Annotated in this window: 25 protein-coding genes and 1 rRNA gene; 14 read left to right on the top strand and 12 right to left on the bottom strand. The window is 68.5% G+C overall.

Annotation, left to right across the window (positions count from 1 at the left end; translation table 11 throughout):
• A 5S ribosomal RNA gene (gene rrf, locus ACLQ28_RS14810) occupies nt 1-75 on the top strand; the annotation flags it as partial.
• A 204-nt stretch (nt 76-279) separates the two neighbouring features.
• Here the strand turns inward: rrf and ACLQ28_RS14805 are convergent.
• From ACLQ28_RS14805 to ACLQ28_RS14795, 3 genes are read right to left on the bottom strand one after another with little or no spacing between them, the layout of a single operon-like run.
• Entirely contained in the window at nt 280-483 is a 204-nt protein-coding gene (locus ACLQ28_RS14805; protein WP_425686826.1) for a hypothetical protein, read from the bottom strand.
• Nucleotides 484-486: 3 nt separating this feature from the next.
• Nucleotides 487-630: a hypothetical protein gene (locus ACLQ28_RS14800; protein WP_425686825.1), complete on the bottom strand. Its 144-nt coding sequence runs from the start codon at nt 628-630 to the stop codon at nt 487-489.
• Nucleotides 631-649: 19 nt separating this feature from the next.
• On the bottom strand, nt 650-793 hold the full coding sequence (locus ACLQ28_RS14795) for a hypothetical protein (RefSeq protein ID WP_425686824.1): 144 nt from the start codon (nt 791-793) through the stop codon (nt 650-652).
• A gap of 108 nt (nt 794-901) precedes the next feature.
• Here ACLQ28_RS14795 and ACLQ28_RS14790 point away from each other — a divergent pair, with 108 nt between their 5' ends.
• The 9 genes from ACLQ28_RS14790 to ACLQ28_RS14750 all read left to right on the top strand — a co-directional run bounded on the left by ACLQ28_RS14790 (nt 902) and on the right by ACLQ28_RS14750 (nt 11,505).
• The gene (locus ACLQ28_RS14790) at nt 902-1,156 is read left to right on the top strand and encodes a hypothetical protein (RefSeq protein ID WP_425686823.1); all 255 of its coding nucleotides are present in this window, start codon (nt 902-904) and stop codon (nt 1,154-1,156) included.
• Nucleotides 1,153-2,481 carry a type VII secretion integral membrane protein EccD gene (eccD, locus tag ACLQ28_RS14785; RefSeq protein WP_425686822.1) on the top strand — a complete coding sequence of 443 codons (1,329 nt, stop codon included), beginning with the start codon at nt 1,153-1,155 and terminating at the stop codon, nt 2,479-2,481. Before ACLQ28_RS14790 ends, eccD begins: the two co-directional genes overlap by 4 nt.
• A 13-nt stretch (nt 2,482-2,494) precedes the next feature.
• Nucleotides 2,495-3,589 carry a hypothetical protein gene (locus tag ACLQ28_RS14780; protein WP_425686821.1) on the top strand — a complete coding sequence of 365 codons (1,095 nt, stop codon included), beginning with the start codon at nt 2,495-2,497 and terminating at the stop codon, nt 3,587-3,589.
• A 15-nt stretch (nt 3,590-3,604) separates the two neighbouring features.
• Nucleotides 3,605-7,564, top strand: coding sequence for a type VII secretion protein EccCa (gene eccCa, locus ACLQ28_RS14775; RefSeq protein ID WP_425686820.1), 3,960 nt, complete (start codon nt 3,605-3,607; stop codon nt 7,562-7,564).
• Nucleotides 7,564-7,923, top strand: coding sequence for a hypothetical protein (locus tag ACLQ28_RS14770; protein ID WP_425686819.1), 360 nt, complete (start codon nt 7,564-7,566; stop codon nt 7,921-7,923). Before eccCa ends, ACLQ28_RS14770 begins: the two co-directional genes overlap by 1 nt.
• The gene (locus tag ACLQ28_RS14765; protein WP_425686818.1) at nt 7,908-8,891 is read left to right on the top strand and encodes a DUF6177 family protein; all 984 of its coding nucleotides are present in this window, start codon (nt 7,908-7,910) and stop codon (nt 8,889-8,891) included. The genes ACLQ28_RS14770 and ACLQ28_RS14765 overlap by 16 nt, the downstream gene beginning before the upstream one ends.
• Before the next feature lie 156 nt (nt 8,892-9,047).
• Nucleotides 9,048-9,944: a hypothetical protein gene (locus tag ACLQ28_RS14760; protein ID WP_425686817.1), complete on the top strand. Its 897-nt coding sequence runs from the start codon at nt 9,048-9,050 to the stop codon at nt 9,942-9,944.
• 67 nt (nt 9,945-10,011) lie between these two features.
• Nucleotides 10,012-10,578 carry a hypothetical protein gene (locus tag ACLQ28_RS14755; RefSeq protein ID WP_425686816.1) on the top strand — a complete coding sequence of 189 codons (567 nt, stop codon included), beginning with the start codon at nt 10,012-10,014 and terminating at the stop codon, nt 10,576-10,578.
• A gap of 270 nt (nt 10,579-10,848) precedes the next feature.
• Entirely contained in the window at nt 10,849-11,505 is a 657-nt protein-coding gene (locus ACLQ28_RS14750) for a hypothetical protein (RefSeq protein WP_425686815.1), read from the top strand.
• A 19-nt stretch (nt 11,506-11,524) separates the two neighbouring features.
• Here ACLQ28_RS14750 and ACLQ28_RS14745 read toward each other — a convergent pair whose 3' ends face one another.
• The 8 genes from ACLQ28_RS14745 to ACLQ28_RS14710 form a co-directional block, all read right to left on the bottom strand.
• Nucleotides 11,525-11,875: a hypothetical protein gene (locus ACLQ28_RS14745; RefSeq protein ID WP_425686814.1), complete on the bottom strand. Its 351-nt coding sequence runs from the start codon at nt 11,873-11,875 to the stop codon at nt 11,525-11,527.
• Between the two features lie 228 nt (nt 11,876-12,103).
• The gene (locus ACLQ28_RS14740; protein ID WP_425686813.1) at nt 12,104-12,409 is read right to left on the bottom strand and encodes a hypothetical protein; all 306 of its coding nucleotides are present in this window, start codon (nt 12,407-12,409) and stop codon (nt 12,104-12,106) included.
• Nucleotides 12,410-12,662: 253 nt separating this feature from the next.
• Nucleotides 12,663-13,058, bottom strand: a complete 396-nt coding sequence (locus ACLQ28_RS14735; RefSeq protein WP_425686812.1) for a hypothetical protein — start codon at nt 13,056-13,058, stop codon at nt 12,663-12,665.
• A gap of 27 nt (nt 13,059-13,085) precedes the next feature.
• Nucleotides 13,086-13,781, bottom strand: coding sequence for a hypothetical protein (locus tag ACLQ28_RS14730; protein ID WP_425686811.1), 696 nt, complete (start codon nt 13,779-13,781; stop codon nt 13,086-13,088).
• Nucleotides 13,778-16,126 (bottom strand): hypothetical protein, encoded by a 2,349-nt coding sequence (locus ACLQ28_RS14725; protein WP_425686810.1) that lies wholly within the window; start codon nt 16,124-16,126, stop codon nt 13,778-13,780. The genes ACLQ28_RS14730 and ACLQ28_RS14725 overlap by 4 nt, the downstream gene beginning before the upstream one ends.
• Nucleotides 16,123-16,482, bottom strand: a complete 360-nt coding sequence (locus ACLQ28_RS14720) for a DUF6507 family protein (protein WP_425686809.1) — start codon at nt 16,480-16,482, stop codon at nt 16,123-16,125. Before ACLQ28_RS14720 ends, ACLQ28_RS14725 begins: the two co-directional genes overlap by 4 nt.
• A 40-nt stretch (nt 16,483-16,522) precedes the next feature.
• Nucleotides 16,523-16,828 (bottom strand): pore-forming ESAT-6 family protein, encoded by a 306-nt coding sequence (locus tag ACLQ28_RS14715; protein ID WP_425686808.1) that lies wholly within the window; start codon nt 16,826-16,828, stop codon nt 16,523-16,525.
• 20 nt (nt 16,829-16,848) lie between these two features.
• Nucleotides 16,849-17,184 carry a hypothetical protein gene (locus tag ACLQ28_RS14710; RefSeq protein ID WP_425686807.1) on the bottom strand — a complete coding sequence of 112 codons (336 nt, stop codon included), beginning with the start codon at nt 17,182-17,184 and terminating at the stop codon, nt 16,849-16,851.
• 378 nt (nt 17,185-17,562) lie between these two features.
• Here ACLQ28_RS14710 and ACLQ28_RS14705 point away from each other — a divergent pair, with 378 nt between their 5' ends.
• The 3 genes from ACLQ28_RS14705 to ACLQ28_RS14695 all read left to right on the top strand — a co-directional run bounded on the left by ACLQ28_RS14705 (nt 17,563) and on the right by ACLQ28_RS14695 (nt 18,703).
• Nucleotides 17,563-17,916: a hypothetical protein gene (locus tag ACLQ28_RS14705; protein ID WP_425686806.1), complete on the top strand. Its 354-nt coding sequence runs from the start codon at nt 17,563-17,565 to the stop codon at nt 17,914-17,916.
• A 149-nt stretch (nt 17,917-18,065) separates the two neighbouring features.
• On the top strand, nt 18,066-18,197 hold the full coding sequence (locus ACLQ28_RS14700; RefSeq protein ID WP_425686805.1) for a hypothetical protein: 132 nt from the start codon (nt 18,066-18,068) through the stop codon (nt 18,195-18,197).
• Entirely contained in the window at nt 18,194-18,703 is a 510-nt protein-coding gene (locus tag ACLQ28_RS14695) for a DUF1772 domain-containing protein (RefSeq protein WP_425686804.1), read from the top strand. The genes ACLQ28_RS14700 and ACLQ28_RS14695 overlap by 4 nt, the downstream gene beginning before the upstream one ends.
• 90 nt (nt 18,704-18,793) lie before the next feature.
• Here ACLQ28_RS14695 and ACLQ28_RS14690 read toward each other — a convergent pair whose 3' ends face one another.
• Nucleotides 18,794-19,249 (bottom strand): hypothetical protein, encoded by a 456-nt coding sequence (locus ACLQ28_RS14690; protein WP_425686803.1) that lies wholly within the window; start codon nt 19,247-19,249, stop codon nt 18,794-18,796.
• A 96-nt stretch (nt 19,250-19,345) separates the two neighbouring features.
• Here ACLQ28_RS14690 and ACLQ28_RS14685 point away from each other — a divergent pair, with 96 nt between their 5' ends.
• Nucleotides 19,346-22,300: an ATP-binding protein gene (locus ACLQ28_RS14685; protein WP_425686802.1), complete on the top strand. Its 2,955-nt coding sequence runs from the start codon at nt 19,346-19,348 to the stop codon at nt 22,298-22,300.
• The last annotated feature ends 21 nt before the right edge of the window (nt 22,301-22,321 follow it).

The raw sequence follows: 22,321 nt of genomic DNA, 5'->3' as shown, positions 1-22,321 counted from the left end.
AACCCGGAAGCTAAGCCCTCCAGCGCCGATGGTACTGCACTCGTGAGGGTGTGGGAGAGTAGGACGCCGCCGGACAACTTTTCAGAAAAGGCCACCCCTCCGGGGTGGCCTTTTCTGCGTATCCAGACTCGACCCGCCTGATCCACTCCACGTCGGCGACATGGGGGTATCCCGAGCGTGGGACACACCCATATCGGCGATCTGGAGTCGATCATCCTGCTCGGCCCGACGGGCAAGGGCTTGCAGCCCGTCAGCGATCATTCGAGTGTCTGAGGACTCCTAACTCTGCGAGTGTTGGAGTCGGCGCCAGCAGATGGTGGGGCAGGCGAGGGTGAGGAAGGCTTCGTGGATGTCGTCGTCGCGGATCTCCCAGCGGATGCGGACGCGGCGGAACCAGCGCAGTAGGGCGATGGTCTGCTCAACGACCCAGCGTCGGGTGCCAAGTCCTGAGCCGTGGTCAGTGCCGCGTCGGGCGATGACCACGGCTCAGGACTTGGCTCGTAACTCGCGGCGGTACTTGTCGAAGTTGTCGCCGCGGTCGGCGTAGATCCGCTCGGGTCGCTGTCGCAGTCGCCACGAGGTCACCCAGCTCGTGCCCCTGGTCGACAAGATCCCACCGATCAAGGGCATCCGAGGTCGATTGCGCCGGTCAGCGACGCGGCGAGGGGATGCCGCCCGCGTCGGTGATGACGTGCTGTTCGAGCCTGGCTGCGGCGGTCGACCGGGCTCGGACCGGTTTTGCACCGCCCTTGAGCGCCCGGATGTGCCAGCCGTCGATCACCGTCCGGGACATGTCCAACTGCCCGGCAGCCCGAAGCCTGCCCAGAAGCGGTAGTGGTGTCCGCCGGCACCGCAGGATCACCGGTCTCGCCGGAATGGCGGTCGTAGATAGACTCGGGTCGTGGCCCGTGAATACGACACTCAACTCATCGAGTCGGTCGCGGTTCGCCGTGCCCGGATGCGTGAGCTGCTGCTGTGGGGCCGGCAGCGCCGGGTCCGTGCCACGGGTGACGGGCTCAAGTGGTTGCGGATGGGGCTCGTGTTGGCGGCTGTTGCCTGCGCCGCGTGTGTGGGCTGGTCCTTTCTTCAGAACGTCATCGCCGACCAGCAAAGGGCACGCAACCCGGTGCCGGTCCAGCCAACGGGGACGCAATGACCCAGCAGCAGAGCCCTACCGCCGCCGGTCAGCTCAGCCGGGTGACCCTGGCGGGCGGCCGTCGACGCATCGACCTCGTGCTGCCCGCGGACGAGCCGGTCGGCCTGTTGCTGCCTGAGCTCGTGCTTATGGTGGGCCATCCACCGATGGACGATTCGCGGGGCTACCAGATCAGCACCCTCGACGGTACGGTGCTCGATCCGGCGAGCAGCCTACGAGGGGCGGCGGTCCCCGATGGCGCGTTGCTACGGGTCGACCCGATCTCCGAGGCTCCGCCGGCGGCGATCGTGCACGACGTCTCCGAAGAGGTCAGCGACGACCTCGCCGTGCGGGGTGGCCAGTGGGGTGACGCCGCGCGGGCGTGGACCGCGACCATCGCCTGCGTGGTCGCGGCGACGGTGGCGGCGGCGCTCGCGGACCCACGACTCGGGCCCGTGGCGGTCGGCACCGTCGGCGGCGCAGTCGCACTGACTGGTCTTCTTCTCGGGCTGATGGGCAGACGGTCCGTTGGTGTGGCGGTGCTGGTCAGCGGATCCGCGATGGTGATGAGCACGATGCCCGACTGGACCCACGGCCGCACGGCGCTCTGGGCACTCTGGATTGCCGGCGTTGGCTGCACGGTGCTCGCCCTGGGGGCAGTGACGGGCAACCGTCGTGCCGGCGTCCTTGGCGGTGCCACTGTGCTGATCCTGGTCGCCGGCTGGAGTGTGCCGCTCGGGCTCGGCATGCCCGCCGCGCGGGTCGCAGCGGTGCTGGCGATCCTGTCCGTGGGCGTGCTGGGGCTGCTACCCCGGATCGCCATGATGGCGTCCGGCCTCACCCGCCTCGACGACCAGCTCAGCAACGACTCTCCGGTGAGCCGCGTCGCGGTGCGGGCTGCAGTCGATTCGGCGCACCGCGGGCTGGCCGTCGCAGCCGTGGCGACAGCGGCATCGGCGGCGCTCGGAGGCCTCGTCCTGGCGATGGGATCGGGCACGTGGACACTGGTGCTCGCCGGGCTGGTGGGCGTCGCGTCGCTGCTGCGGATGCGAGCCTTTCCGCTGGCCGTTGAGGTGGTCGCGCTGGTAGGCGGCGGGCTGGCCGTCGCGGGCGGCCTGTTGGCTCGCTGGGTACAAGACTCACCAGACACGTGGTGGGGTGCGGCGGTCGCTGCGCTGGGCGTCTGCGCGGTTGCCCTGGTGATATTGGCGCATCGACCGTCGGCGCATGTTCTGGCGCGGGCCCGGCAGTACGCCGACCGCGTCGAGGCGCTGACCGTGATGGCACTCGTGCCCGTTGCGGTCGGGGTTTTCGGACTCTATTCGCGACTTCTCGACTCGTTCTGACGGAGGCGGTGGCATGAGCACTCCATCGGTGCCGGGCGCGGCCCGTTCCGGGAGGCGTGGATCGTTCCCACCGCAGCGGCCGGGTCAGCCTGATCCGGTCCCTGTGGACCCGCGGCGGGCACTGCCACCGCAGGCGCCACCCCAGACCATCCAGACGTCGGCACCGCCAGCACGATCCGGCGCGGCACCGACGACCCCGCCGCAGGCCACACCAGCGGCACCCGAGCAGGATGACGTGTCGTTCGTGCGGCAGATCCCCTTCGGCGACCCGCCACTGCTGCGGACGTGGCACACCGTCAGCCGGATGTTCGCCAGCACGCGGGCCACCCGGGAGCTCGCCGACCTCGCCGCTGAGGTGCAGGCGCCGGTGCGCACCGGCCGGCGGATCGCGGTGACGTCGGTACACGGCGGAGCGGGAAAGTCGACAGTTGCGGCGGTGCTGGCGTCGGTGTTCGCGGCGCGGCGAGCCGATGCCGTGCTCGCCGCCGATGCCGACCCGTACGAGGGCTCGTTGACCTGGCGGCTTAGCACCCAGGCTCCTCCGTCATTGGAGCGGTTGGCGCCGGAGTTGATCGCGGCTCGGGGCGGAGATCTTGGCGCTCTCAAGTCCCTCCTTCCGCGTACCGGAACGGGTTTGTGGCTGTTGCCGAGCGGTGCCGCCAACCCAAACCTGTGCACCGAGGTGACCCGGGCACTGTCGCGCCTGTTCGCCATCGCTGTCACCGACTGCCTGTCGACCCTGGAGTCCGCTGGCACGGCGGCGGCGGCGGCCGATGCGCATTCGGTGGTCATCTGCGCAGCGGCGACGCCGGACGGGGTACGGGCCACCTACCGGTCACTGCGGAAGATCGCTGACACCGGGTACGGGGCGTGGTTGTCGCGGGTGCTGGTCGTCCTGAGCGCCGGCAGCCCCGACGGCCGTGCCGCGCTCCGCGAAGGCACCACCCGCAAGCTGATCGAACAGACAGGCGTGCCCGTGGTGACTCTGCCGTACGACCGTCACCTGGCCGCTGGCGCGCTCATCACACCGTCGCGGCTCGGTGAAAAGACCCTCGTTGAGGCGACCCGCGCTGCCGGGCTCGCCCTGACCCGCGCCCGGCGTAGGTGACGGGAGGCTGGCCGAATGTCGACGCGCACGGTGCACCGCCCCACCCGAATGGCTCGCCCGCTGTCCGCGATGGACCCCGTCGTGCTGGATTCGCCGCCGCAGCTGCCCGACGGTAAGTCCGCGATGGGCCTACAGGCGCTGCTGCCGATGGCCGGCGCAGGTGTGGCGATGAGCATGATGATGTTTCTACGTGGCTCCGGTTTCGCGGCGCTGGGTGCGGTGGTGATGGTCGTTGCGCTGGGTGCCGCTGGGGCGATGTACCTCAGCCAACTCGGCAAGGCCGGCCGGCAGCGCCGGGCCCAGCGCGAGCGGTACCAGGACTACCTGGAGGAGCTCCGCGAGCAGTTGCGCGACGACGAGCAACGTCTGCAGGAACAGGCCAGTCTGCTCGATCCGCCGGTCACCCAACTGCTCGACGTGATCCGCAGCCCGGCGCGGCTGTGGGAGCGTCGCCGCGCCGACATCGACTTCCTCCGGGTGCGGGTGGGCATGGGTGCGATGCCCGTTCGTCCGATCGAGCTGCGGGAGCAGAGCACCCCCACCAATCCGCTCGACCCGTTCATGCGTCACGAGGCCCGCGCGCTGATACGCCGCTTCGAACTGACACCGGGTCTGCCGCTGCGGGTGAACCTGGACTGCGCCGGCGACATCAGCGTCATCACCCCGAACCACGACGAGGCGGTCGCCCTGGCCAGTGCGATCCTCGTGCAGGTCGCCGCGTTCCACGCCCCCGACGACGTCACGCTTGCGATCGTCACCACGCCAGAGCGGGCGGCGCTTTGGAAATGGGCGCGTTGGCTGCCGCATCTGCTCGACCGGACCTCAATTGGTCCGGCCGGCCCGACCCCGCTGCTGGTCACGGACCCGCAGACGCTCGCCGAGTTGCTCAGTGAAGACCTGGAGGACCGGGCCAACAACGCACTCAAGTCGTTCCGGCACGGGCTGGGGCGCACCGAGGCGATGACGCGCGCTCGGTTGCTGATCATCGACGACGCCCACGGCCAGATCGCCCGCCGCCTGGCGAGCCCTGACCAGCTCGTGGGCCTGGGCAGCCTCGGCGTCACAGTCGTGCACCTGCTCGCCAACCGGTTGCACGAACCCGGCGATGTCTCCCGGCGGATCACCGTCGACGGCGACACGCTCGCCCTGGAAGACCTCACCGCGTCGCCGCCGGTGACCATGCACGGTACGGTCGACGACCCGCCGGCGCCGCTCGTCGAGGGCCTGGCCCGCCGAATCGCCCCGCTGCGGCTGTCAGCCGACTCCTACGACGACGGCACCGGTACCCCGCCGGCAGACTTCCAGGACCTGCTCGGCCTGTCCGACCCCTCGAACCTGGACCTGGCCACGCTGTGGCGGCCCCGCAGCGAGCGGGACTTCCTGCGTGTACCGATCGGGGTCGACACCGTCGGACGCCCGGTGATGCTCGACCTGAAGGAGGCCGCGCAGCTCGGAATGGGTCCGCACGGGCTGTGCGTCGGCGCAACCGGTTCCGGCAAGAGCGAGCTGCTGCGTACGCTCGTGCTGGCCTTGGCGGCGAGCCACCCGCCAGAACAACTGGCGATGGTGCTCGTCGACTACAAGGGCGGCGCGACGTTCGCACCGTTCACCGAACTGCCGCACGTCTCCGGGCTCATCACCAACCTCGCCGCCGATGCGGCGCTGGTGGACCGGATGTACACCAGCCTCGACGGCGAGGTGCAGCGTCGCCAGCAGGTTCTTGCCGATGCCGGCAGGGTCACTGACATCACCGAATACCACCTGCGCCGCGCGACGCAGGGCGAGCACACCACCTTGCCTCCGCTTCCGCACCTACTCGTGCTCATCGACGAGTTCGGCGAACTGCTCGCCGCGAAGTCGGATTTCATCGATCTCTTCCTGCGGATCGGCCGGATCGGCCGGTCGATCGGGGTGCACCTGCTGCTGTCGAGCCAGCGGATCGAGCAGGGCAAGATGCGCGGGCTGGAGAACTACCTGGCCTATCGCCTCGGCCTGCGAACGCTCACCGAGATGGAGTCCCGCACCGTCCTCGACACGGTAGACGCGTTCCAGTTGCCCCCGTTGCCCGGCAACGGTTACCTCAAGGTCGACATGTCGATCTACCAGCGGTTCAAGGCCGCCTACGTGTCCGGCCCGCTCAGTGACGGCACCGAGGCGGAACTCGCTCCGATCGTCGGGCCGCTGGCCAAGCCGATGCCGGTGTTCGGCACCGTGCGAACGGACACCGATGACGGCGCACCCGAGGGACCGAAGGCGACCAAGCGCACCATCGGCCCGACGCTGTTGTCGACGGTGGTCGAGCAGATGTCGACGAGCGGTCAGCGTGTCCCGGCGATCTGGCTGCCGCCGCTGCCGCCCGCGCTGACCCTCGACCAGGCCGCCGGCGGGATCTCCAGCACTCCGGAAGGCCTCCGCCTGGGCGCCGCTCGGCAGACCGGCCCCGGGCTGCCGGTACCACTCGGCCGCCAGGACGACCCGGCCCGCCAGTCGCAGGGCCCCTGGCTGATCGACCTGGCGGGGAGCGGCGGCAACATGCTCGTCCTCGGGGGACCCGGCACCGGCAAGACGACAACCCTGCGTACGCTCGCGCTCGGTCTCTCCACCGCCTACACCCCCACCGACGTTGGCATCTACGGCATCGACCTGCTGGGCAATGGGCTGACGGGCCTGGCCGGGCTCCCTCACGTCGGCGGCGTCGCCGGCCGTGAGGACCGCGAGCGCATTCGCCGCACCGTGGATGAGGTGCACGCGATGCTCGTCAAGCGCCAGCGCATCTACAGCCAGCAGCAGTTCGACACCGTCGATGACCTGCGCGCCGCCGACGACCGTGTGCGGGCGCAGGTCGGCTGCGTCGACGTGGTGCTGTTGATCGACGGTTACGACCAGCTCAACGCCGAATTCGAGAGCCTCGAATTCAAGGTGCACGACCTGCTCGCCCGGGGCGGCCGCTACGGCATCCACGTGGTCGCCACCGCCAGGCGGTGGAACGAGGTGCGTACCGCACAGCAGGTCGCCTTCGCCAACCGCATCGAGTTGCGGCTCACTGAGCCAGCCGAGTCGAGCATCGACGGAAGGCTGGCCCGAGGTATCCCGCCCGAGCAACCCGGTCGGGCGCTGACCAGCGACAAGTTGTTCGCCCAGGTCGCACTCCCTCGCCTCGACGGGTTGCTGGACGCGGCGAACGCCGGTCTGGTCGCGTCCGCCGAATCGGTGCGAGCATCGTGGTCGGGCGCGCTGCCGCCACCTGTCCGGGTGCTCCCCGCAGTGCTCCCTGCGGCTGATCTCTCTAGCGCCCCAGCCGGTCACGGTGTCGTTCCCTTCGGCCGGTTCGAGAGCGACTTCTCTCCCGCTGTGCTTGACCTCTTCGGCCGCGACCAACACTTGCTCGTCCTCGGAGATCCGCGCACCGGGAAGACCAACCTGCTGCGGCTCGTGGCCGAGGAACTCATGGGGCAGTACACCTCCGACGAACTGGTGTTCGCCGTGTTCGACCCGCGCCACGGGCTCGCCGACCTGGTACCGGATGCCTACGCTGGTGGATACGCCTCGAACCCGACGCTCGCACAGCAGTTGACAGCGGCGGTGTGCAAGGAGTTGGCAAAACGGCAGCCATCCGATGATGCGCGTCCCCGGATCGTGCTGCTCATCGACGACTACGACATCCTCGCCGCCTCGGCCACACAACCACTCGGCGCGTTCGTCCCGTACGTGGCGGCCGGCCGGGACACCGGGCTGCACGTCGTGATGACCCGGCGGGTGGCCGGTGCCTCGCGTGGCCTGTTCGAGCCGTTCCCTCTCAGCGTGCGCGAGGCCGGCTGCCTGAGCCTGCTCATGTCCGGCGACCGTACGGAGGGCCAACTGTTCGCAGGGGTACGCCCCACGGTCCTGCCGGTGGGACGCGCGCAGCTCATTCGCCCAGGCGATGCCCCACGCATGGTGCAGACCGCTTACACCGGCCAGATCAAGGAGCACTGATGACGTACGACACGGTGGCCCTCTGCCGCGCTGAGCCCGATCCGGCCGCGATGCTCGGCGCCCTGCTCGCGGTCGGTTCCGATCTGAAAATGGACACGGTCGAGGCCGCCGGGCTGGTGCAGTTGTTCGACCCCGGCGACGGGCGGCTCCTGCTGACCGTCGAGACCGCCCGCCTGGTGCAGGTGCCGGGCGAGGCCGAGCGGTTGCTCGGTCTCACGCTGGACGATTCCTTCGGCGGCCGGTTCTGGTGGGTGGAGAGCCGGGCACCGGACGGCGACCCGCGGGCCGCAGAGGTGACCCGCCGCTTTACCGCCGCGCTGGTAGCGATCACGGGAGGGCTGACATGGGCAGGCCGTTGACTTCTACGACCGACACGATCACCGACAAGGCTGTCGTTCTGCACCAGAACCGCGCGGTGGTGGGCCTCTCGCCCTGGCTCGCCGAAGCCGCGGTCGACGCGGTTCGCGACGGGCTGATGCTCCAGATCGTCACGCCGGCCGACGGCTTCGTCACGTACCCGCTCGAGGTGATGCTGGCCCAGGCACAGGGGCAGTGGGTGGTGCGCGCCGGTGACCGGTACCGCGACGGGCTCACCGGTCTCGCGCTCCATTGGGACGGCCATCGCTTCTCATCATCCGCCAACGGCTCACAGTCCGGCGGTCCGCTGCCGGCCGCCGATCCATGGACCGGTGGCCTGGAGATCCAGATCGTCGCCCTGCACCCCGCCACCGAGGCACTGAGCCTCGGCGCCAGCACCGAGGCCGCCGTGCGTGCCCTTACCGGCAACAACCCGGCTGGGTGGGGCGTCGCCGAGCCGGTAACCGAACCGTGGTCGCGCCGCGAGCTGAGCACGTTCTGCCGTACGCGGGCACCGGCGCCCACCAGCGTGACGATCGTCGGCGGCGAGCATCGGTCGGCGGTGCTCGGGGTCCTGACGGTCGAGCGGGTCGACGCCGGCGTCCGCGAGCAGCTCCGTCTGGCCGGCCCATCCCTGTCGGCGGTCGCGGAGTCGACGATCGAGGCGCTCGCCGAAGAGTTGGCAGGATCCGTGCGCAGCATGATCGTGACCGTGCACCCGGGCCGCTCCGGCGGAGTACGGTCCAGCACGCCGAGCTTGCCGGCGCTGCCCTTGGCGATCCTCGTCGGCCGCCAGGAACAAGCGCTCGACTCCGAGCCGGAGGTGGTCACCGGTCGGGCGCTTGGCCGGGGAACGCGTCGGGCCTGGTGGTACAGGGTGGACGGTGGGCCGGGCGCGCCGTACGAGAACCTCTCAGCGGTGCTACGCCGCTACGGCCTGAGCGACCCCGGACGGTCTCCACAGCACTGAGCCACGGGGACTGCCCGGGATGTACTGGCTGTCGAGATAGCCGTTGTCCACGGTGAGGGGGATCCACGCGCCACGGCGGACCGTCCGAGCCGAACTAGCTTGATGAAGTTGCTTCGCACACTCGCCACCGTGACTGCCGCACTATTGGCCGGTCCGATGCTGATGGCGGTAACGGCGCAAGCCGCACCGGCGGGCAAAGAGAAGGCCTGGAGCCCGGCCCTGCTGTCCACCGAGCCGCTGTACAGCGGCTCGGCTGTTCGCCTGCGCTATAGCGAAGGGATCACCGTCGTCGCGTCCGCCGGCGCGAAGGTGATCTTCACGGGTTCCATGTCTCCGACCACCATGCAGGACGGTCGGCGCGTTTACGACCGTGAGGTGCAGATCGTTGACCCGCAGGGCGTGGGCCAGTCCTCGGCCGAGGCCGCCGCGTACTCGGCTGCGGGCCGCAGCGTCTACGCCGACGCACTCGCTGCGGGATTCAGCCCTGCCGAGGCGCGGCAGGAGGCACAACCACAGGGCGTCGCGCTCCTGGACGAGCCACCGATTGTGGCCTCCGGCTGCGTCTACAGCGAGACCAGCTACCCGGACCCCGAATTCGAGTGGTCCGGCTGCTACAAGCTGTACAACGTAGATGCGTCAGACGCCTCGGCCTGGTACGGGGCGGGCTCCGGAACAGCGCACGGCTGGGGCACCGGCGTGCTCGGCGGCGGCAAGGAGCTCCAGAAGGGATCCACCGAGATCACCTGGTCGGGTTCTGGCGTCGAGATCATCGAGGCGTCACCGTCGGCCAACCAGAACGGGATCGACTGCGGCCAGTTCACCGTCGGCCTGAGCCAGGTCGTTGAACTCTCGTACCAGGTGCCGCTCTGCGACGACGGCTGGAATGTGACCTGGAACCAGACGGTCCACAAGGTGGAATGGCACGGCGGGAGCGCCGGCGGTTCCAACGACAGCCGCAGCGCGTCGGGTGCCAGCACGGTGCGGCTGCCGTGGAGCACTCCCACCGTGTACATGAACTACCGCATCGGCTGGCAATACGCCTGCTTCTGCTGACGTGACAAGTTCGTCCCCGCGACGGCTACTGGTCGCTGCGGGGGCATTTAGCCGGAATACTTAAGACATGCGCACTCGCATCATCGCGATCGTCGTAGCCGGACTGCTCGCCGTGCAGGGTTGTGCCGCCGGGCATCCCGCCCCCGCCAGTCATCCGCCGGCCACGGGCCGCCCCGTGGTGTTGGACGCGCGTTTACCCGGCTGGGAGACCTCCGCCTGGTTGGCCGAGGGCGCGTTCTGTGTTCGCGTGGCCCGCGCCGGAGGGAAGCACGAAAAAGGCAAGGAGAACGAGAACGTCTTCTGCGACCCCGCGCCCTCGACTCTGGACACCATCGGTTCACCACTGCTGCCCGCCAAGCCGCTGCCCTACCTCGCGCCGTTGGACCCACAATCGCGGGAGATCATTCTGGTTGGGGCTGTGCGCGGTGCTGTCACCAGCGTCTCCGTGACCATGTTCGGCCAGACCGCCACCGCCCCTGTCCATCCGCTGCCTGCGACCGGCGGTCGCCAGGTCGGCGCGTACGCGGTCTGGCTTCCCCGGGGCGGCGCCGAGCCCGATGGGATGGACCTCACCGATATCACCGCCGTTGTCGGCCGCGACGCCACTGGCCAGATCGTCGCCCAACTCGACTGACAGTGACCGACGCGGGCCCTGTGGCACTACGTCGCGGCTATCACCGATCTACTACGCGACACCTACGGAGCCCGTCCGGTAACCACCTACCGACACCTCGCCAGCCTGCCCACCGAGACGCCGCCCTTCCGCCGACGACTACCGCCAGTTTCCGTTTCGATGCTCCTCACGGGCCGTGCACAGGCAGGTCTACGACGAGTACGGTCACGCGCCGGCCGGACCGCTCGGAAAGCGGGCCTCGGTGATCGACAGGCACGTATCGTGGCCGACGTGACGTCGCCAGCCGCGAACTGCTCCACCTGCGGTAAGCCCCGCCTGCCGATCATCTACACCGAGCGCGACGACCAGCCCGAGCGGGCCTGCCCGGAGCGGCATGAGGAGCCGGCCCGTGGGGAGCCAGGGGCGACGCCAGCAGTCGTCTCCGACGGTCACGACGAACGCGGGCCGGCCACCAGCGGGCACCCCGTACGCACCAGCGACGGGCGCAGCTGGCGGATCGGCACGGCCGGCGACATCGACTGGATCGCCGGCCACACCACACCAGGCCTCTCAGTTACCGCGGCGATCCCGCCAGTCTTCGACGCGTACGGCACGTTCCATCCGCCCGGCGGCGTCAGCTTGAAGGCGCACGAACACGCCGTGGTCCGCGAACTCGCCGCGGCCGCCCCCGAGCAGCCCTGGTGGCTGGGCTATCTCGACACCGGCGCCCACGACGTGGTTTTCCCCCGCGCGGCGAAGATGTCACTCTACGGGGGCTGTTCCTACGTGCTTGTCAAAGCCGGACCCGAGCAGGCGCTCACCTGGCGGACCGGTCACCTGCGTCGGGCCTGGTGGTACAGGGTGGACGGTGGGCCGGGCGCGCCGTACGAGAACCTCTCGGCGGTGCTACGCCGCTACGGCCTGAGCGACCCCGGGCGGCACCCGTAGAGGCTTGCGCGATGGGTTTTCAGTCAAGGGACTCGAGGATTTCTTGGAAGCCCCTGACCAGGTACATCGGTCGATAACCCAGTCGGCCCAGCTCACTGAACATCTTTCTTGCGGCCGGTTCGTCCGACTGGCCGCGAAGGAAGTCTCGCACCGTCAGCACAAATGGCATGTCCTCGAACGGAACGCCGGCGTCGTCTTCCAGCTCGTGGCCCACCTTGAAGTCGAGCGCCAGGTGGTCGGTCTTGCCCAGGTAGTCGGCGTAGGGCTTGTCGGAGGGTTCGAACGGTATACCCAACGCCGAGCTGACCCTGCCGGCCACCTGCTCCTGGCCGTCGGTGGACCCGAAATATATCTGTACGTAGTTCGGCATCAGCGCATTGCCCGCCAATCCATGTCGAAGTCCGCCCCCCAGACTCGTACCCTCGTTAGTTTCGCAGCGTTCTCCGGTGCAGCGTTGAGGAAGGCTGCGAGACCCTTGATTGCGTCCTCATCGATGTTGAATCGGAAATTCAGGTCAAGGTGATCTTGCCTGATCGGGTCCGGCCACGTAGCAGGGTCGTGGGCGACCTCAACGGGTAGCGGCTCTGGATCTCGAAGTTCAGGTGGAGGCACGCGGTCGGTCACCTTGGCGGGCAGCTCGTCCACCGGCACTTGGTCGCCAGGCGGGTTTTCCGTCTGACGTGCCGCCCCCAGGTGTGTTGCTGTCTGGCGAGTTCCCGCTCGGCGGGTTGTTGCCCGGGCCGTTGCCGGCGTCCATGTTCAACGGGTTGCCGCCGCGTTCGTTCGGCATCTCGACCGCGAAGCCGCGCCCGACCGGCACGTCGCCGGCAAAGGACGGGACAGGCCCGAGCTGTGGAATCTTGATGTCGAACTTCTTGGCGAAGTCGATGGCGACCTTGCCCACCGTGGGCAGGTTGTCGAGCCACTTGCCGGCGCGGACCAGGCCGGCGCCGATTCGGGCGGCGGTGGCGCTGCCCCTGATGTCGTAATAAAGGGCTCGCCTGGCAGGTCACCCGCAGGCCGCTCCCGCACCCGCGATCAAGGCGGCGCACTCAGCCCCATCGTGCGAACACCGACCGCCGAGCCGTGGTGTGCTGGCCGCACCTCCGGTGACCTCGACGGTCGGTGTCTTCCGTTCCCGTGTCTGCCGAGCCGTGTTAGCCCTGGGATCCGCTGCGAAGATAGTCCTCGAACGATATGTCGTCGTATTCGTCTCCGCCTATTTCCTGGTAGCCCGCGATCTCCTCGAACTCCTCGTCGTCGCTGAACTTGACCACCACCTCTTCGCCGGCAGTGTCCGCGAGGAACTTCCACATTGCCTGCGTGAGCTGCGGATCTTCGGAGGTGAGGTGGTTGCCGATGGAGAACCCGGTGACTGCCCCGTTCGGATCCCTCAGCCGCTTGCCCAGCCCGATGATCAACTTGCGAGACGGGCAAACCAGGTAGCTCGAAATGCTCACGTCGCTCCTCCCTGAAACGGTCACTGCCGGGAAGCGACCGCCCGGGTTGTACTGGCTGTCGAGATAGCCGTTGTCCACGGTGAGGGGCTCCACGGGCCGCGGCGGACCGTCAGAGCCGAACTAGATCGTCTCGTTTTCGCGGTCGACGAGCCAACGCTTGCTCGCCGCCTCGGCCCGGGTCTTTTCGTGCAGGTTGGAATCGTTCGCCAGCCGGTCGAAATAGTCACGCTCGTTCGGCCCGCCGAGGCTCAGGATCACCGGGATCGTCTCGATCGTCTGTCGCCAGGGCAGGCGTGGTGTCGCCGTCTTAAGCAGTTCGAGCACCCGGGTCCGCTCTGCGGCGTCCAGGTGATCACGCGCTACCCATTCAAGCCATCGGAGAAGGTCCACGACCACCCCGTTGATGATGAAGCTCACCCACACCCGCCCGACCGCCTCGGTGACCTCGTCCGGGGGCGTGGTCCAGGTGGCGTTGAGGATCTCCGCCACGACGCCGTTGTTCTCTGCCCAGTCGCGCACGTTTCCGCACGTCACATCGGCGAGGGTCGGCAGCCAACGCTTGAGGGTCGCCTGCAGGAGGAACCAGTCGTCTTCGAAGAACGCGTCGGGTAGCCCCCAGCTCGGGTCGTCGCCGTACCGGGCGACGGCGTCGAGTTGGAACGCCAGACATGCCTCCAGAGCGGACAACGCCATCGCCCGCTGCGCAGAGCCGGGGGGCAGCTCCTTGATTGCCGTGTGACGACGACCCGGATCCGCCACCTGCCACGACTGCGGCAGGCTGGCCAACAGTTCGGGCGCAACCAAAGAGTCGGTCACAGGAAATCAACTCCGTAGTCCTTGAGGAACTCGCGTGCCGCGGCGAGGTTTGGCAGGTGCTCGTCGAACCACGCCTTCGCCTCGCCCCGCTTCATGGGGTGCGCCGGGTCCGCCGATGCCTGCTCGGCTGCCTCGCGCAGTTGGCGCAGCTGATCCGAGGTCAATGTACGCCCACCGATATGAACTGGTACATCCGCATCGGCGATGCGGTCGATCGCAAACTGCTTCGGCTTTGGGTCGGTCATGCTGAACAGGCCCTTCAAGCCCTCGTCGGTCCCGATCCGGTAGCTCAGATCCCGGTTAACGGGATCCGCCGCACGCCATTCAAGCATGCGCCGCAGCTGTTCAGGATGTTCATTGATTTTATTGGCCACGGTCTGTGCGGTCGCCTTAACCTCGTCCACATGGACGTTGCCGTCCCTGGTCTGGTAGACCAGATCGGATTCGGGAATGTCGCCGGTGCGGACGACTGTGCCGTTACCGAGATCGACGGGCTCGTTCTTGACGTTGACGCCGATTTTGGAGTCGGGCATCAGGTCGGGACTTCTGAGGACGTCGTTCGCGGCGCGTAGCTCGGCGGCGGCTCCCGTTGCAGCAGAGGGGTCTCCGCTGAGCTGGTCCATCATGTCGCGGAGGACGTGCGCCTGCCGATCAGCATTCCCAGCCAATCGACCGGAATCCTGGAGGTCCATAAAGTCCCGTGCGGCCCGGTTGGCCATCCCGTCTGGAAGGTCCGTACGGGCGATCAATGCCTGCACCTGGGCCCTCGCTTCGGGGCCGAGCCGATCTGCCTGATCGAGGAATCGCTGCTGCTCGACCGGAGTAAGATCCCGTCCTCGGTTTGGAGTGCCGTCGCCCGGCCCGCTTGCGTCGCCCGGCGGGGTCCCATCGGCAGGCGTGGTGTCGCCGGGGAGGTTCCCGCCGGGCGTCGTGTCACCAGGAAGGCTCCCACCAGGAGTTGTGTCACCAGGAAGGCTCCCACCCGGCGAGTTGTTGCCGGGTGGGTCGTTGCCGGGTGGGTTGTTGCCGGGCGGGTCGTTGCCGGGCGGGTTGCTGTCTGGCGAGTTCCCGCCCGGCGGGTTGTTGCCCGGGCCGTTGCCGGCGTCCATGTTCATCGGGTTGCCGCCGCGTTCGTTCGGCATCTCGACCTCGAAGCCGCGCCCGACCGGCACGTCGCCGGCAAAGGACGGGACAGGCCCGAGCTGTGGAATCTTGATGTCGAACTTCTTGGCGAAGTCGATGGCGACCTTGCCCACCGTGGGCAGGTTGTCGAGCCACTTACCGGCGCGGACCAGGCCGGCGCCGATTCGGGCGGCGGTGGCGCTGCCCCTGATGCCGTTGACTGCGGCGCCCGCGCCGCGCAGGCCGGAGCCGGCACCCTTGGTGCCGATGACCGCAGAGACGACGTTGAACGTCGTGAGGCCGGCCGCCTTCGACTTGTCTTCACCCCATGTGTCGTAGGCGATGATGCTCTTGCCTGCGTTGAGCAGGAGATTGCCCGCCTCGCGCTGCTCCATGAACGGCATGCCGACGGTCTGGTCGATCACGATCGTCACGGGGTTGATGTAGATCGAGACCGCCCACACGAACTTGCCGAGGCCCAGCCATGACTGGCCGGCGGTACCCCAGCTCCACTCGCCGGTGACCGGGTCGCGGCCGATCAGACCGCCCAAGTCTTCGAGCATGGTGACGAAGCCTTCACCGATGCCACCGAAGAACGCACCCACGTCACCGAGGAAGCCACGGTCATGTTCCTCGTTGCTGCCCCAGGGCAGAGCGCCGTCCTCACCGGCCGCGGCGTTGAGCATGTCGGCGGTGAAGCCGTACTCGCCGTCTTCGAGGTTGCCGTCGGCGTTGTCGGCGCGGTACTGGCGGCCGCCGTACAGTGCGTTGATCGTGTTGGCGCACTTACGCTGCGCCTCCAAGAATGCCGCCACCTGCGCGTTCACGGCAGAGATCAGACCGTTGTGCTGGTTGACCTTGCCCTCGTCCTCACGCCAGTCCTCGTCGTCCTTGGTTGATCCGACGAATTGCTCTGCCTGGTCCAGGAGTGACGCGAGTTGGGCCTTGATCCCTTTGACCTCGGCGGCGTACGTGGTCAATGCGGTGCCGACGGCTTGCATGTCTTCGCCGACGGAGGCCGACACCGTGCGCACCGGGCCGGAGGCGGCGAAGAGCTGCGCCGCCTCCGGCGCCTCGTAGACCGCGGCCAGCCCCTGCCAGGTGGTGTCGACCGCTTGACCGGTGTTGGCGAAGTCGACGCCGGTGGTCTTGACCGTCTGGGCGTGGGTAGCCAACGCGTCCATGTCACCGGGGATCTGCGGAATCTCCCCCGGGTTGATCATCGTGGCACCGCCCCACCGCCCGGCCCCGGCATCGAAGCCGATGGGTCGGGCGCCGCGGCGGCGCTACGCTGCGCGTTGGCGGCCATGTCCAGGTCGCCCTGGACATAGGCGTTCGTCGCCTGCGCCGCCGCATTCATGCACGCCCCCGTGCGAGTGAACACGAACTCCAGATCCGCTCGGATCGACTCGACGAAGCCCTGAAGTGCCTGACCCACGATCTCCGAACTCGACTGGACGGCTGATCCCTCCAGCGCCGAGTTGAAGCTTTTCATCTGCCCCTCGAACGGGGCGGCCGCCGCGTGGGTGCGAATCAGGACACTGCGCACTCCACCGGGGGATATATCCCAGGCGCTCACTCTCGTGCTCCCTCGTCAACACTCGAAATGAGAATCCGGCTCAGCCGATGGATTGCACCGCCGTGCGCGCCCGGGCCAGGGTGGTGGTTGCCGTGTCGTCGTTCTTCGACATCGTGGTCTTGAGCAGATCGATGATCGTGCGTACCTCGCCGGCGGCTCGGTTCCACCGATCCTCGACGGTCCGGTACTCCTCCGAGACGCCGTCGGCCTGGAAGTCGGCCATGGCGGCCGCGACGTCGGCGCCGCGCTGCGAGATCACGGCCTCCAATCGGGCGATGATGCCGGCAAGGTCGCCCTGGACCTGCTGTGAGGTGCTTACGTCAAAGCTGCGTCGGTCTGTGCTCATGGCTTGTCGCTCCTCCCGGATCAGCGGTTGTTCGAGAACCTGGCCGCGTCGAAGTTGGCGGCGCCCGCCGAGGCGGAGGCGTTGTCGGCCATCTCGGTGTCACCCTGACCGAACGCGGAGTCCATTCCGCTCTGGCCGCCCAGAATCGCGCCTAGCGCGGAGTTGAGGGCGGCGGTGATCGAATCGGCGTTCGCCTTGAACGAATCGAATGCCGCGCGCCCGGCGCCGTTGAAGTTGCCCTGCAACGGCTCGGCTGCCGCGATCAACTGCTTGATCAGACTGCCGAGATCGTCGGATGATCCCTGGGTCTGCTTGCTGAGGCTGCCGAGAGTCTGCGCCCCCATGTCGAACTTCATCCTGCTCCTCCCCGCGCCGGGCTGAATAACGTTCGAAGTCGATGCTACGACATCCGCGCCACCACGACGAATATGTGCTGGGGTCGATTGATCAATTGCGTAGGCCAGGACGAACGCGCCCGCGAGCAGGCTGCCTCGCAGCAGCCACCCGCCTCGCGGGGGGATGTCGACGGCTCGATCAGCAGCGGGCGCCCTGAGCCCGGACGAGGAGCTGGTGGATCGGTTGTGGCAGGCTGGCGTGCCACGGAAAGTGATTGGTCTGTATGCCGTGAGCGGACCGCTGACCAACAGTTGGACGGGGAACAATTGGAGTCATCTGCGGTCTCTGGTAAGGGTGGCAGGAGTCGCACGGGTCTCCTGCTTTGGTCTCTCGGGCCGGTGTTCGAGCTTCCGGTTGTCGCGATAGCTGTCGCGTCCTTCCCCGATGTGGCCTCCGAAGCGGCTTTCGGGGCGGCCGGCGCACAGGCCGTGGTGATCTTCGCCTTGGTGCTTGTGCTGACGGCGGTTGCGCTGGCATGGGTCGAGACTGCAACTGGCCTCCGTCGAGTCGTAGCGGTGCTGCTGGGGATCGCCTCGGGACTTCTGGCCGTGCTGATGTTCGGCTTCGGCTCGAGCGGCACATGGGTTGTCTTCGCGGTACTCCTCGCGCATTCCGCCGTTGCGACGGCGGTCATCGGATGGCTGCTCGTGCGCATGTCGAATCCTGTGCAGCCGTCGCGGGTCGGGCAGTGATGACCGCATCAGGGACGCACCGCGCGCCCTTGGCCCGTAGGCAGCCGCGCTCAGGTCAACCCTGAGACGTGGGCGGTCGAGACGCCGGGACATGCGATCGAGAGTCTCGCCTATTTCCGGTGCGCTCGCCCTCGACTTGACTGGTTGGCATGACGAAGAACGTTGATGAGCAGCCAATCCTCGGACGGGCGCTGGGCCTCAGGCCGCGCGACTTCCCCGACCACGCCCGGGACGCCACCGCTGGTGCATGGAACACCTCGCCCGGTGGAGACTGGGCATGAGCATGAACGCCACCCTGGCTGCCTGGTCGGCGGCGGTGACCCTGGCGGGGACGGGTGCGATCACCGGTGTCTACTACGCCTTTTCGGTAGCGGTGATGCCCGGTCTGAACGCCGCCGACGCCGGCACCGCGATCCGGGCCATGACGGGCATCAACCAGAGGATCCAGAATCCGCTGTTCTTCGTCACGTTCTTCGGCCCGCTCGTCGCCGCCACGGTGGCCGGCGTGTTCCTGTTGATCCTCGGTAAGCGGTCGGCGGGTGTGCTGTTCCTGGTGGCCGCGGGGGTGTACCTGGTGGGTGCGTTCATCCCGACGGTGGTCGTCAACGTGCCGATGAACGAGACGCTCGATGCCGCAGGCGTGCCTACCGATCCTGCGGAGGCGGTCCGGGTATGGGCTTCCTACTCGTCCGCCTGGACGTGGTGGAACTCGGTACGCGCCGGCGCGAGCCTGATCAGCCTGATGCTGGCCGGTCTCGGGATCTTCCTCTCGGGCATGTCCCGATGACGTCGGCGTCCGGCACGGGCGGGGTGCCCAGTTCCGGGGTGACGGCGGGGAATGCGGTGCGGGGGAGTGCCCAGCAGAGCTTGCGTGTCATCAGTCATCCTCGTCATCCCAACGCGGCTCGGACGATATCTGCCAGAGCAAGATGCGGTAGCGCTCCACTCCGGTCAGGGCCTCCACGACGGCATCGATTTCGCCCGCAAGGCCACGGCCGGGCGCCTCATCGCGTATTTCCTTGGCTCGGGTGCGCCCATACCCGTACACCCGTACGCCGTAGGTGCCGGGCCCGGCCGGAAGGTCCACGCCTGCCTGCAGTGTCTCGTCGTCGGACTTGGGGACGCTGAGAACTCCGCCGGGTATCTCGAGCTGCCCGTCGCGGGTGAGGTCGGCTGCATCGTCCGGATCCGGCGGTCCGTCGAGCGCCTCGACCGCGACCGCCATCGAGACCAAGTCGATGGTCACCTGGACCATCGCGGCATTGGGCGCCCATCCGACCACCTCACGCTGCGAGCTGTCGCGCAGGTCGCTCTCGACTTTGATCTCGCCCATGTCGGCGCCGCACCGACCCTTGCCTGCGCCACAACGCCGGCCAGCTCAGCTCGTGCAGTACTTGCGCCCGACCATCGAAAAGGGAGATCATCACGCATGCTCGACCCCTCGCCCGAGGACGACGGGACTTCACCGATGGTCTCGACGCCGGATTTCGTGGGTCGCGATCGGGAGATGGCGGCGCTCCGAGACGCGTTGGCCCGGCCACCGGCGATCGTGCTGGTGGAGGGCGAGGCGGGGATCGGGAAGAGCCGACTGCTGCGAGAGTGGTTGGCCGCGCCGGACCAGCGCGCCGCCCTGGTCTCGGTGTGCCCACCGCTTCGTGAGTCGCTGACGTTGGGGCCGATCGTCGACGCGTTCCGTGGGATCGACCGCCCGGTGTCGCGATTGCCGCTCACCGCGCTCGCGGGTGCGTTACGGCCCCTGTTCCCTGAATGGTCCTCGGACCTGCCGCCCGCACTGCAGCCCTTGGACGATGCGAAGGCCGCACGGCATCGCCTGTTCCGCGCCCTGGACGAGCTGCTGCGGGCTCTGCGTGTCGACGTTCTCGTGCTCGAGGACGCCCACTGGGCCGACGAGATGACCTTGGAGTTCCTGCTGTTCGTCACTTCCCGACAGCAGACGGACGGGCCAAGCCTGGTGATCTCCTATCGGCCGGAGGAGGTGGACGACGGGTCGCTGTTGCTGCGGTTGACGTCCCGGTTGCCCGCCGGGGTGACCCAGCTGCGGATCGCCCTGGCGCCGATGCGACCCGACGACACGGCAGCGCTGGTGTCCTCGATGCTGGACGGCAACCCGATCTCGCAGGAGTTCGCGGCGTTCCTGCACGAGCGGACCGGTGGCGTTCCGCTGGCGCTGGAGGAGTCGGTTCGCCTCATGTGCGACCGCGCCGACCTCGTCTTCCGCGACGGGCAGTGGGTCCGGCTGAAGCTGCGCGAGCTACGGGTGCCGCCAACGGTGCGCGACTCCACCCGGGAGCGGGTGGGACGTCTGTCGCCGCCGGCACAGCAGGTGTTGCGAGCCGCGGCCACGTTGGCTGAGCGGTCTTCGATGGCCACGATCGCGGTGACCGCCGGTCTGTCACCCGAGACGTGTCGCGGCGCCATCGCGGAAGCGGCCAACGCCGGTGTCCTGGACGCAGACGACCGCGGCCAGTGGCGATTCCGCCATGTGCTGGCCGCCACGGCTGTCTACGAAGCCATCCCGTTGACCGATCGCAGACACTTCCACCTGCTGGCCGGCCGGGCCTTGGAGGACATCCACCCGCCGCCCGTCGCACGCCTTGCCCACCACTTCCGTGAGGCGGGCGAGACGCAGTCCTGGGCGCGGTACGCCGAGCAGGGTGCCGAGCTGGCCATGGCCTCGGGTGACCACACCAAGGCGGTCGACCTGCTTGTCGATCTGTTGTCGTGGGCCGTGCTGCCGCCGGCGGATCGGGCACGAACAGCGCGCATCGCCGGAGTAGCCGCACTGGGCCGTCGCGAACCTGTCGATCAGGTCCACCACCGGGTGATCCGTACCCTGCGTTCGGTGCTGGAGACCCCCGGTCTCTCCGCCCGCCAGCAGGCCGAGATCCGCAACCCCCTGGGTCGGCTCCTGATCACCGCGGGTGAGGCGCAGGCCGCACTCGACGAGCTTGAGCAGGCGGTGGCCAACCTCGACCATGACCCGATCGAGGCGGCCCGGGCAATGACCTACCTCGGATGGGCCTATGCGGGGCCGTGGCCGGCGTCGACCCATCGGCGTTGGCTGGATCGCGCCGCTGAACTCACCACCGAATTCGACTCTCCCGTAGAGCGGCTGAACCTGGCCGGTAACCGAGCTGCGGCGTTGCTCATGCTCGGCGAAGAGGAGGCCTGGGACGTCGTCGCAGGCCTGCCCATCGACGGCGCGACCTCGGCGGAGCGTCTCGACGTGGCCCGCATCCACGCGAACGTCGGGACCGGCGCGCTGATCTGGGGCCGGTACGCCGACGCGGACAAACACCTCGTCGTGGCCATGCACCTTGCCGAGACCGAGCAGGCGTCCCGGTTGCAGCACAACGTCCGACTCGAACAGGCCAACCTGGCGTGGCTCACCGGCCGGTGGGAGGGTCTCGCGGAACAGAGCGCGGCACTCGCCGACGCCGACCGGGACCGGCCGGCGCACTACCTCGGCAGCATCCGGCTCGCGGCCCGGCTGGCCGCCGCAGCCGGACGGCGGCGCGTCGCGGAGGAGCAGTTCCGCCTGGTCCTCGAGGAGTCCGCCCGTCTCGGCGCGGCCGACGACACGATGGAGGCTGCCGCCGCGCTGGCCAGACTGTGGCTGACGGACGGAAACAGCGCCCGGGCGCTGCAGATCACGAACGAGCCGATGGACACCGTCCGGAGGAAAGGCATCTGGATCTGGGCGACGGACCTCGTCCCCGCCCGGATCGAGGCGCACCTCGCCGCGGGCGATCTGAAGGCCGCGACACGCGTGGGCGACCAACTCGCCAGAGGACTGCGTGGCCGTACGGCACCAGCGCCCCGCGCCGCGCTCGCCGTATGCCGTGCGCTGCTGCTCGCCGCAACCGGAGACCACGCCCGCGCGGCGACGGCATACGATCGGGCGGCCCGCGCCTGGAGCGTGTTGCCACGCCCCTACGACGCCATGCTCGCCCGCGAGCGTCAAGCCGAGGCGCTCCTCGCGCACGGCCAGGTCGAACAGGGTCGAGAGCTGCTGGCCGCACAGTACGAGCAACTGTTCAGGCTCGGCGCCCGCGGCGACGCGGACCGTGTCGCACAGCGGCTTCGCGAACACGGCGCCGAGGTTCCGCGGCTGTGGCGCGGCGGCCGACGAGGGTACGGCGACCAGCTCTCACCGCGCGAGCTCGACGTGGTCCAACTGGTTGTCGCCGGCAAGACCAACCGGGAGATCAGCCGGATTCTGGCGAAGTCGCCTGCCACTGTGGATCAACAACTGCGCGCGGCGATGCGCAAGTTGAAGGTGACCTCCCGGACCGCGCTCGCGGTCAAGGCGGTAGAGGCCGGAGTGTTCGCCGAAGAGGACCCCCTCGACGACCCGTCGTGAAAATTGACGTATCCGCTGGAT

Origin of the sequence: Micromonospora sp. DT201, from assembly GCF_049841575.1 — a bacterium.
Classification (GTDB): domain Bacteria; phylum Actinomycetota; class Actinomycetes; order Mycobacteriales; family Micromonosporaceae; genus Micromonospora.
The sequence above is the reverse complement of the archived record's forward strand: the minus strand, read 5'-3'. Positions and strand labels throughout refer to the sequence as shown.

Excerpts from the sequence above, each read along its gene's own strand:
- ACLQ28_RS14715 (WP_425686808.1), bottom strand. The coding sequence starts at position 16,828 with ATGAGCACAGACCGACGCAGCTTTGACGTAAGCACCTCACAGCAGGTC.
- eccCa (WP_425686820.1), top strand. The coding sequence starts at position 3,605 with ATGTCGACGCGCACGGTGCACCGCCCCACCCGAATGGCTCGCCCGCTG.
- ACLQ28_RS14700 (WP_425686805.1), top strand. The coding sequence starts at position 18,066 with ATGACGAAGAACGTTGATGAGCAGCCAATCCTCGGACGGGCGCTGGGC.
- eccD (WP_425686822.1), top strand. The coding sequence starts at position 1,153 with ATGACCCAGCAGCAGAGCCCTACCGCCGCCGGTCAGCTCAGCCGGGTG.
- ACLQ28_RS14760 (WP_425686817.1), top strand. The coding sequence starts at position 9,048 with ATGCTGATGGCGGTAACGGCGCAAGCCGCACCGGCGGGCAAAGAGAAG.
- ACLQ28_RS14780 (WP_425686821.1), top strand. The coding sequence starts at position 2,495 with ATGAGCACTCCATCGGTGCCGGGCGCGGCCCGTTCCGGGAGGCGTGGA.
- ACLQ28_RS14690 (WP_425686803.1), bottom strand. The coding sequence starts at position 19,249 with ATGGGCGAGATCAAAGTCGAGAGCGACCTGCGCGACAGCTCGCAGCGT.
- ACLQ28_RS14685 (WP_425686802.1), top strand. The coding sequence starts at position 19,346 with ATGCTCGACCCCTCGCCCGAGGACGACGGGACTTCACCGATGGTCTCG.
- ACLQ28_RS14800 (WP_425686825.1), bottom strand. The coding sequence starts at position 630 with ATGCCCTTGATCGGTGGGATCTTGTCGACCAGGGGCACGAGCTGGGTG.
- ACLQ28_RS14725 (WP_425686810.1), bottom strand. The coding sequence starts at position 16,126 with ATGATCAACCCGGGGGAGATTCCGCAGATCCCCGGTGACATGGACGCG.
- ACLQ28_RS14795 (WP_425686824.1), bottom strand. The coding sequence starts at position 793 with ATGTCCCGGACGGTGATCGACGGCTGGCACATCCGGGCGCTCAAGGGC.
- ACLQ28_RS14745 (WP_425686814.1), bottom strand. The coding sequence starts at position 11,875 with ATGCCGAACTACGTACAGATATATTTCGGGTCCACCGACGGCCAGGAG.
- ACLQ28_RS14755 (WP_425686816.1), top strand. The coding sequence starts at position 10,012 with ATGCGCACTCGCATCATCGCGATCGTCGTAGCCGGACTGCTCGCCGTG.
- ACLQ28_RS14710 (WP_425686807.1), bottom strand. The coding sequence starts at position 17,184 with ATGAAGTTCGACATGGGGGCGCAGACTCTCGGCAGCCTCAGCAAGCAG.
- ACLQ28_RS14765 (WP_425686818.1), top strand. The coding sequence starts at position 7,908 with ATGGGCAGGCCGTTGACTTCTACGACCGACACGATCACCGACAAGGCT.
- ACLQ28_RS14770 (WP_425686819.1), top strand. The coding sequence starts at position 7,564 with ATGACGTACGACACGGTGGCCCTCTGCCGCGCTGAGCCCGATCCGGCC.
- ACLQ28_RS14695 (WP_425686804.1), top strand. The coding sequence starts at position 18,194 with ATGAGCATGAACGCCACCCTGGCTGCCTGGTCGGCGGCGGTGACCCTG.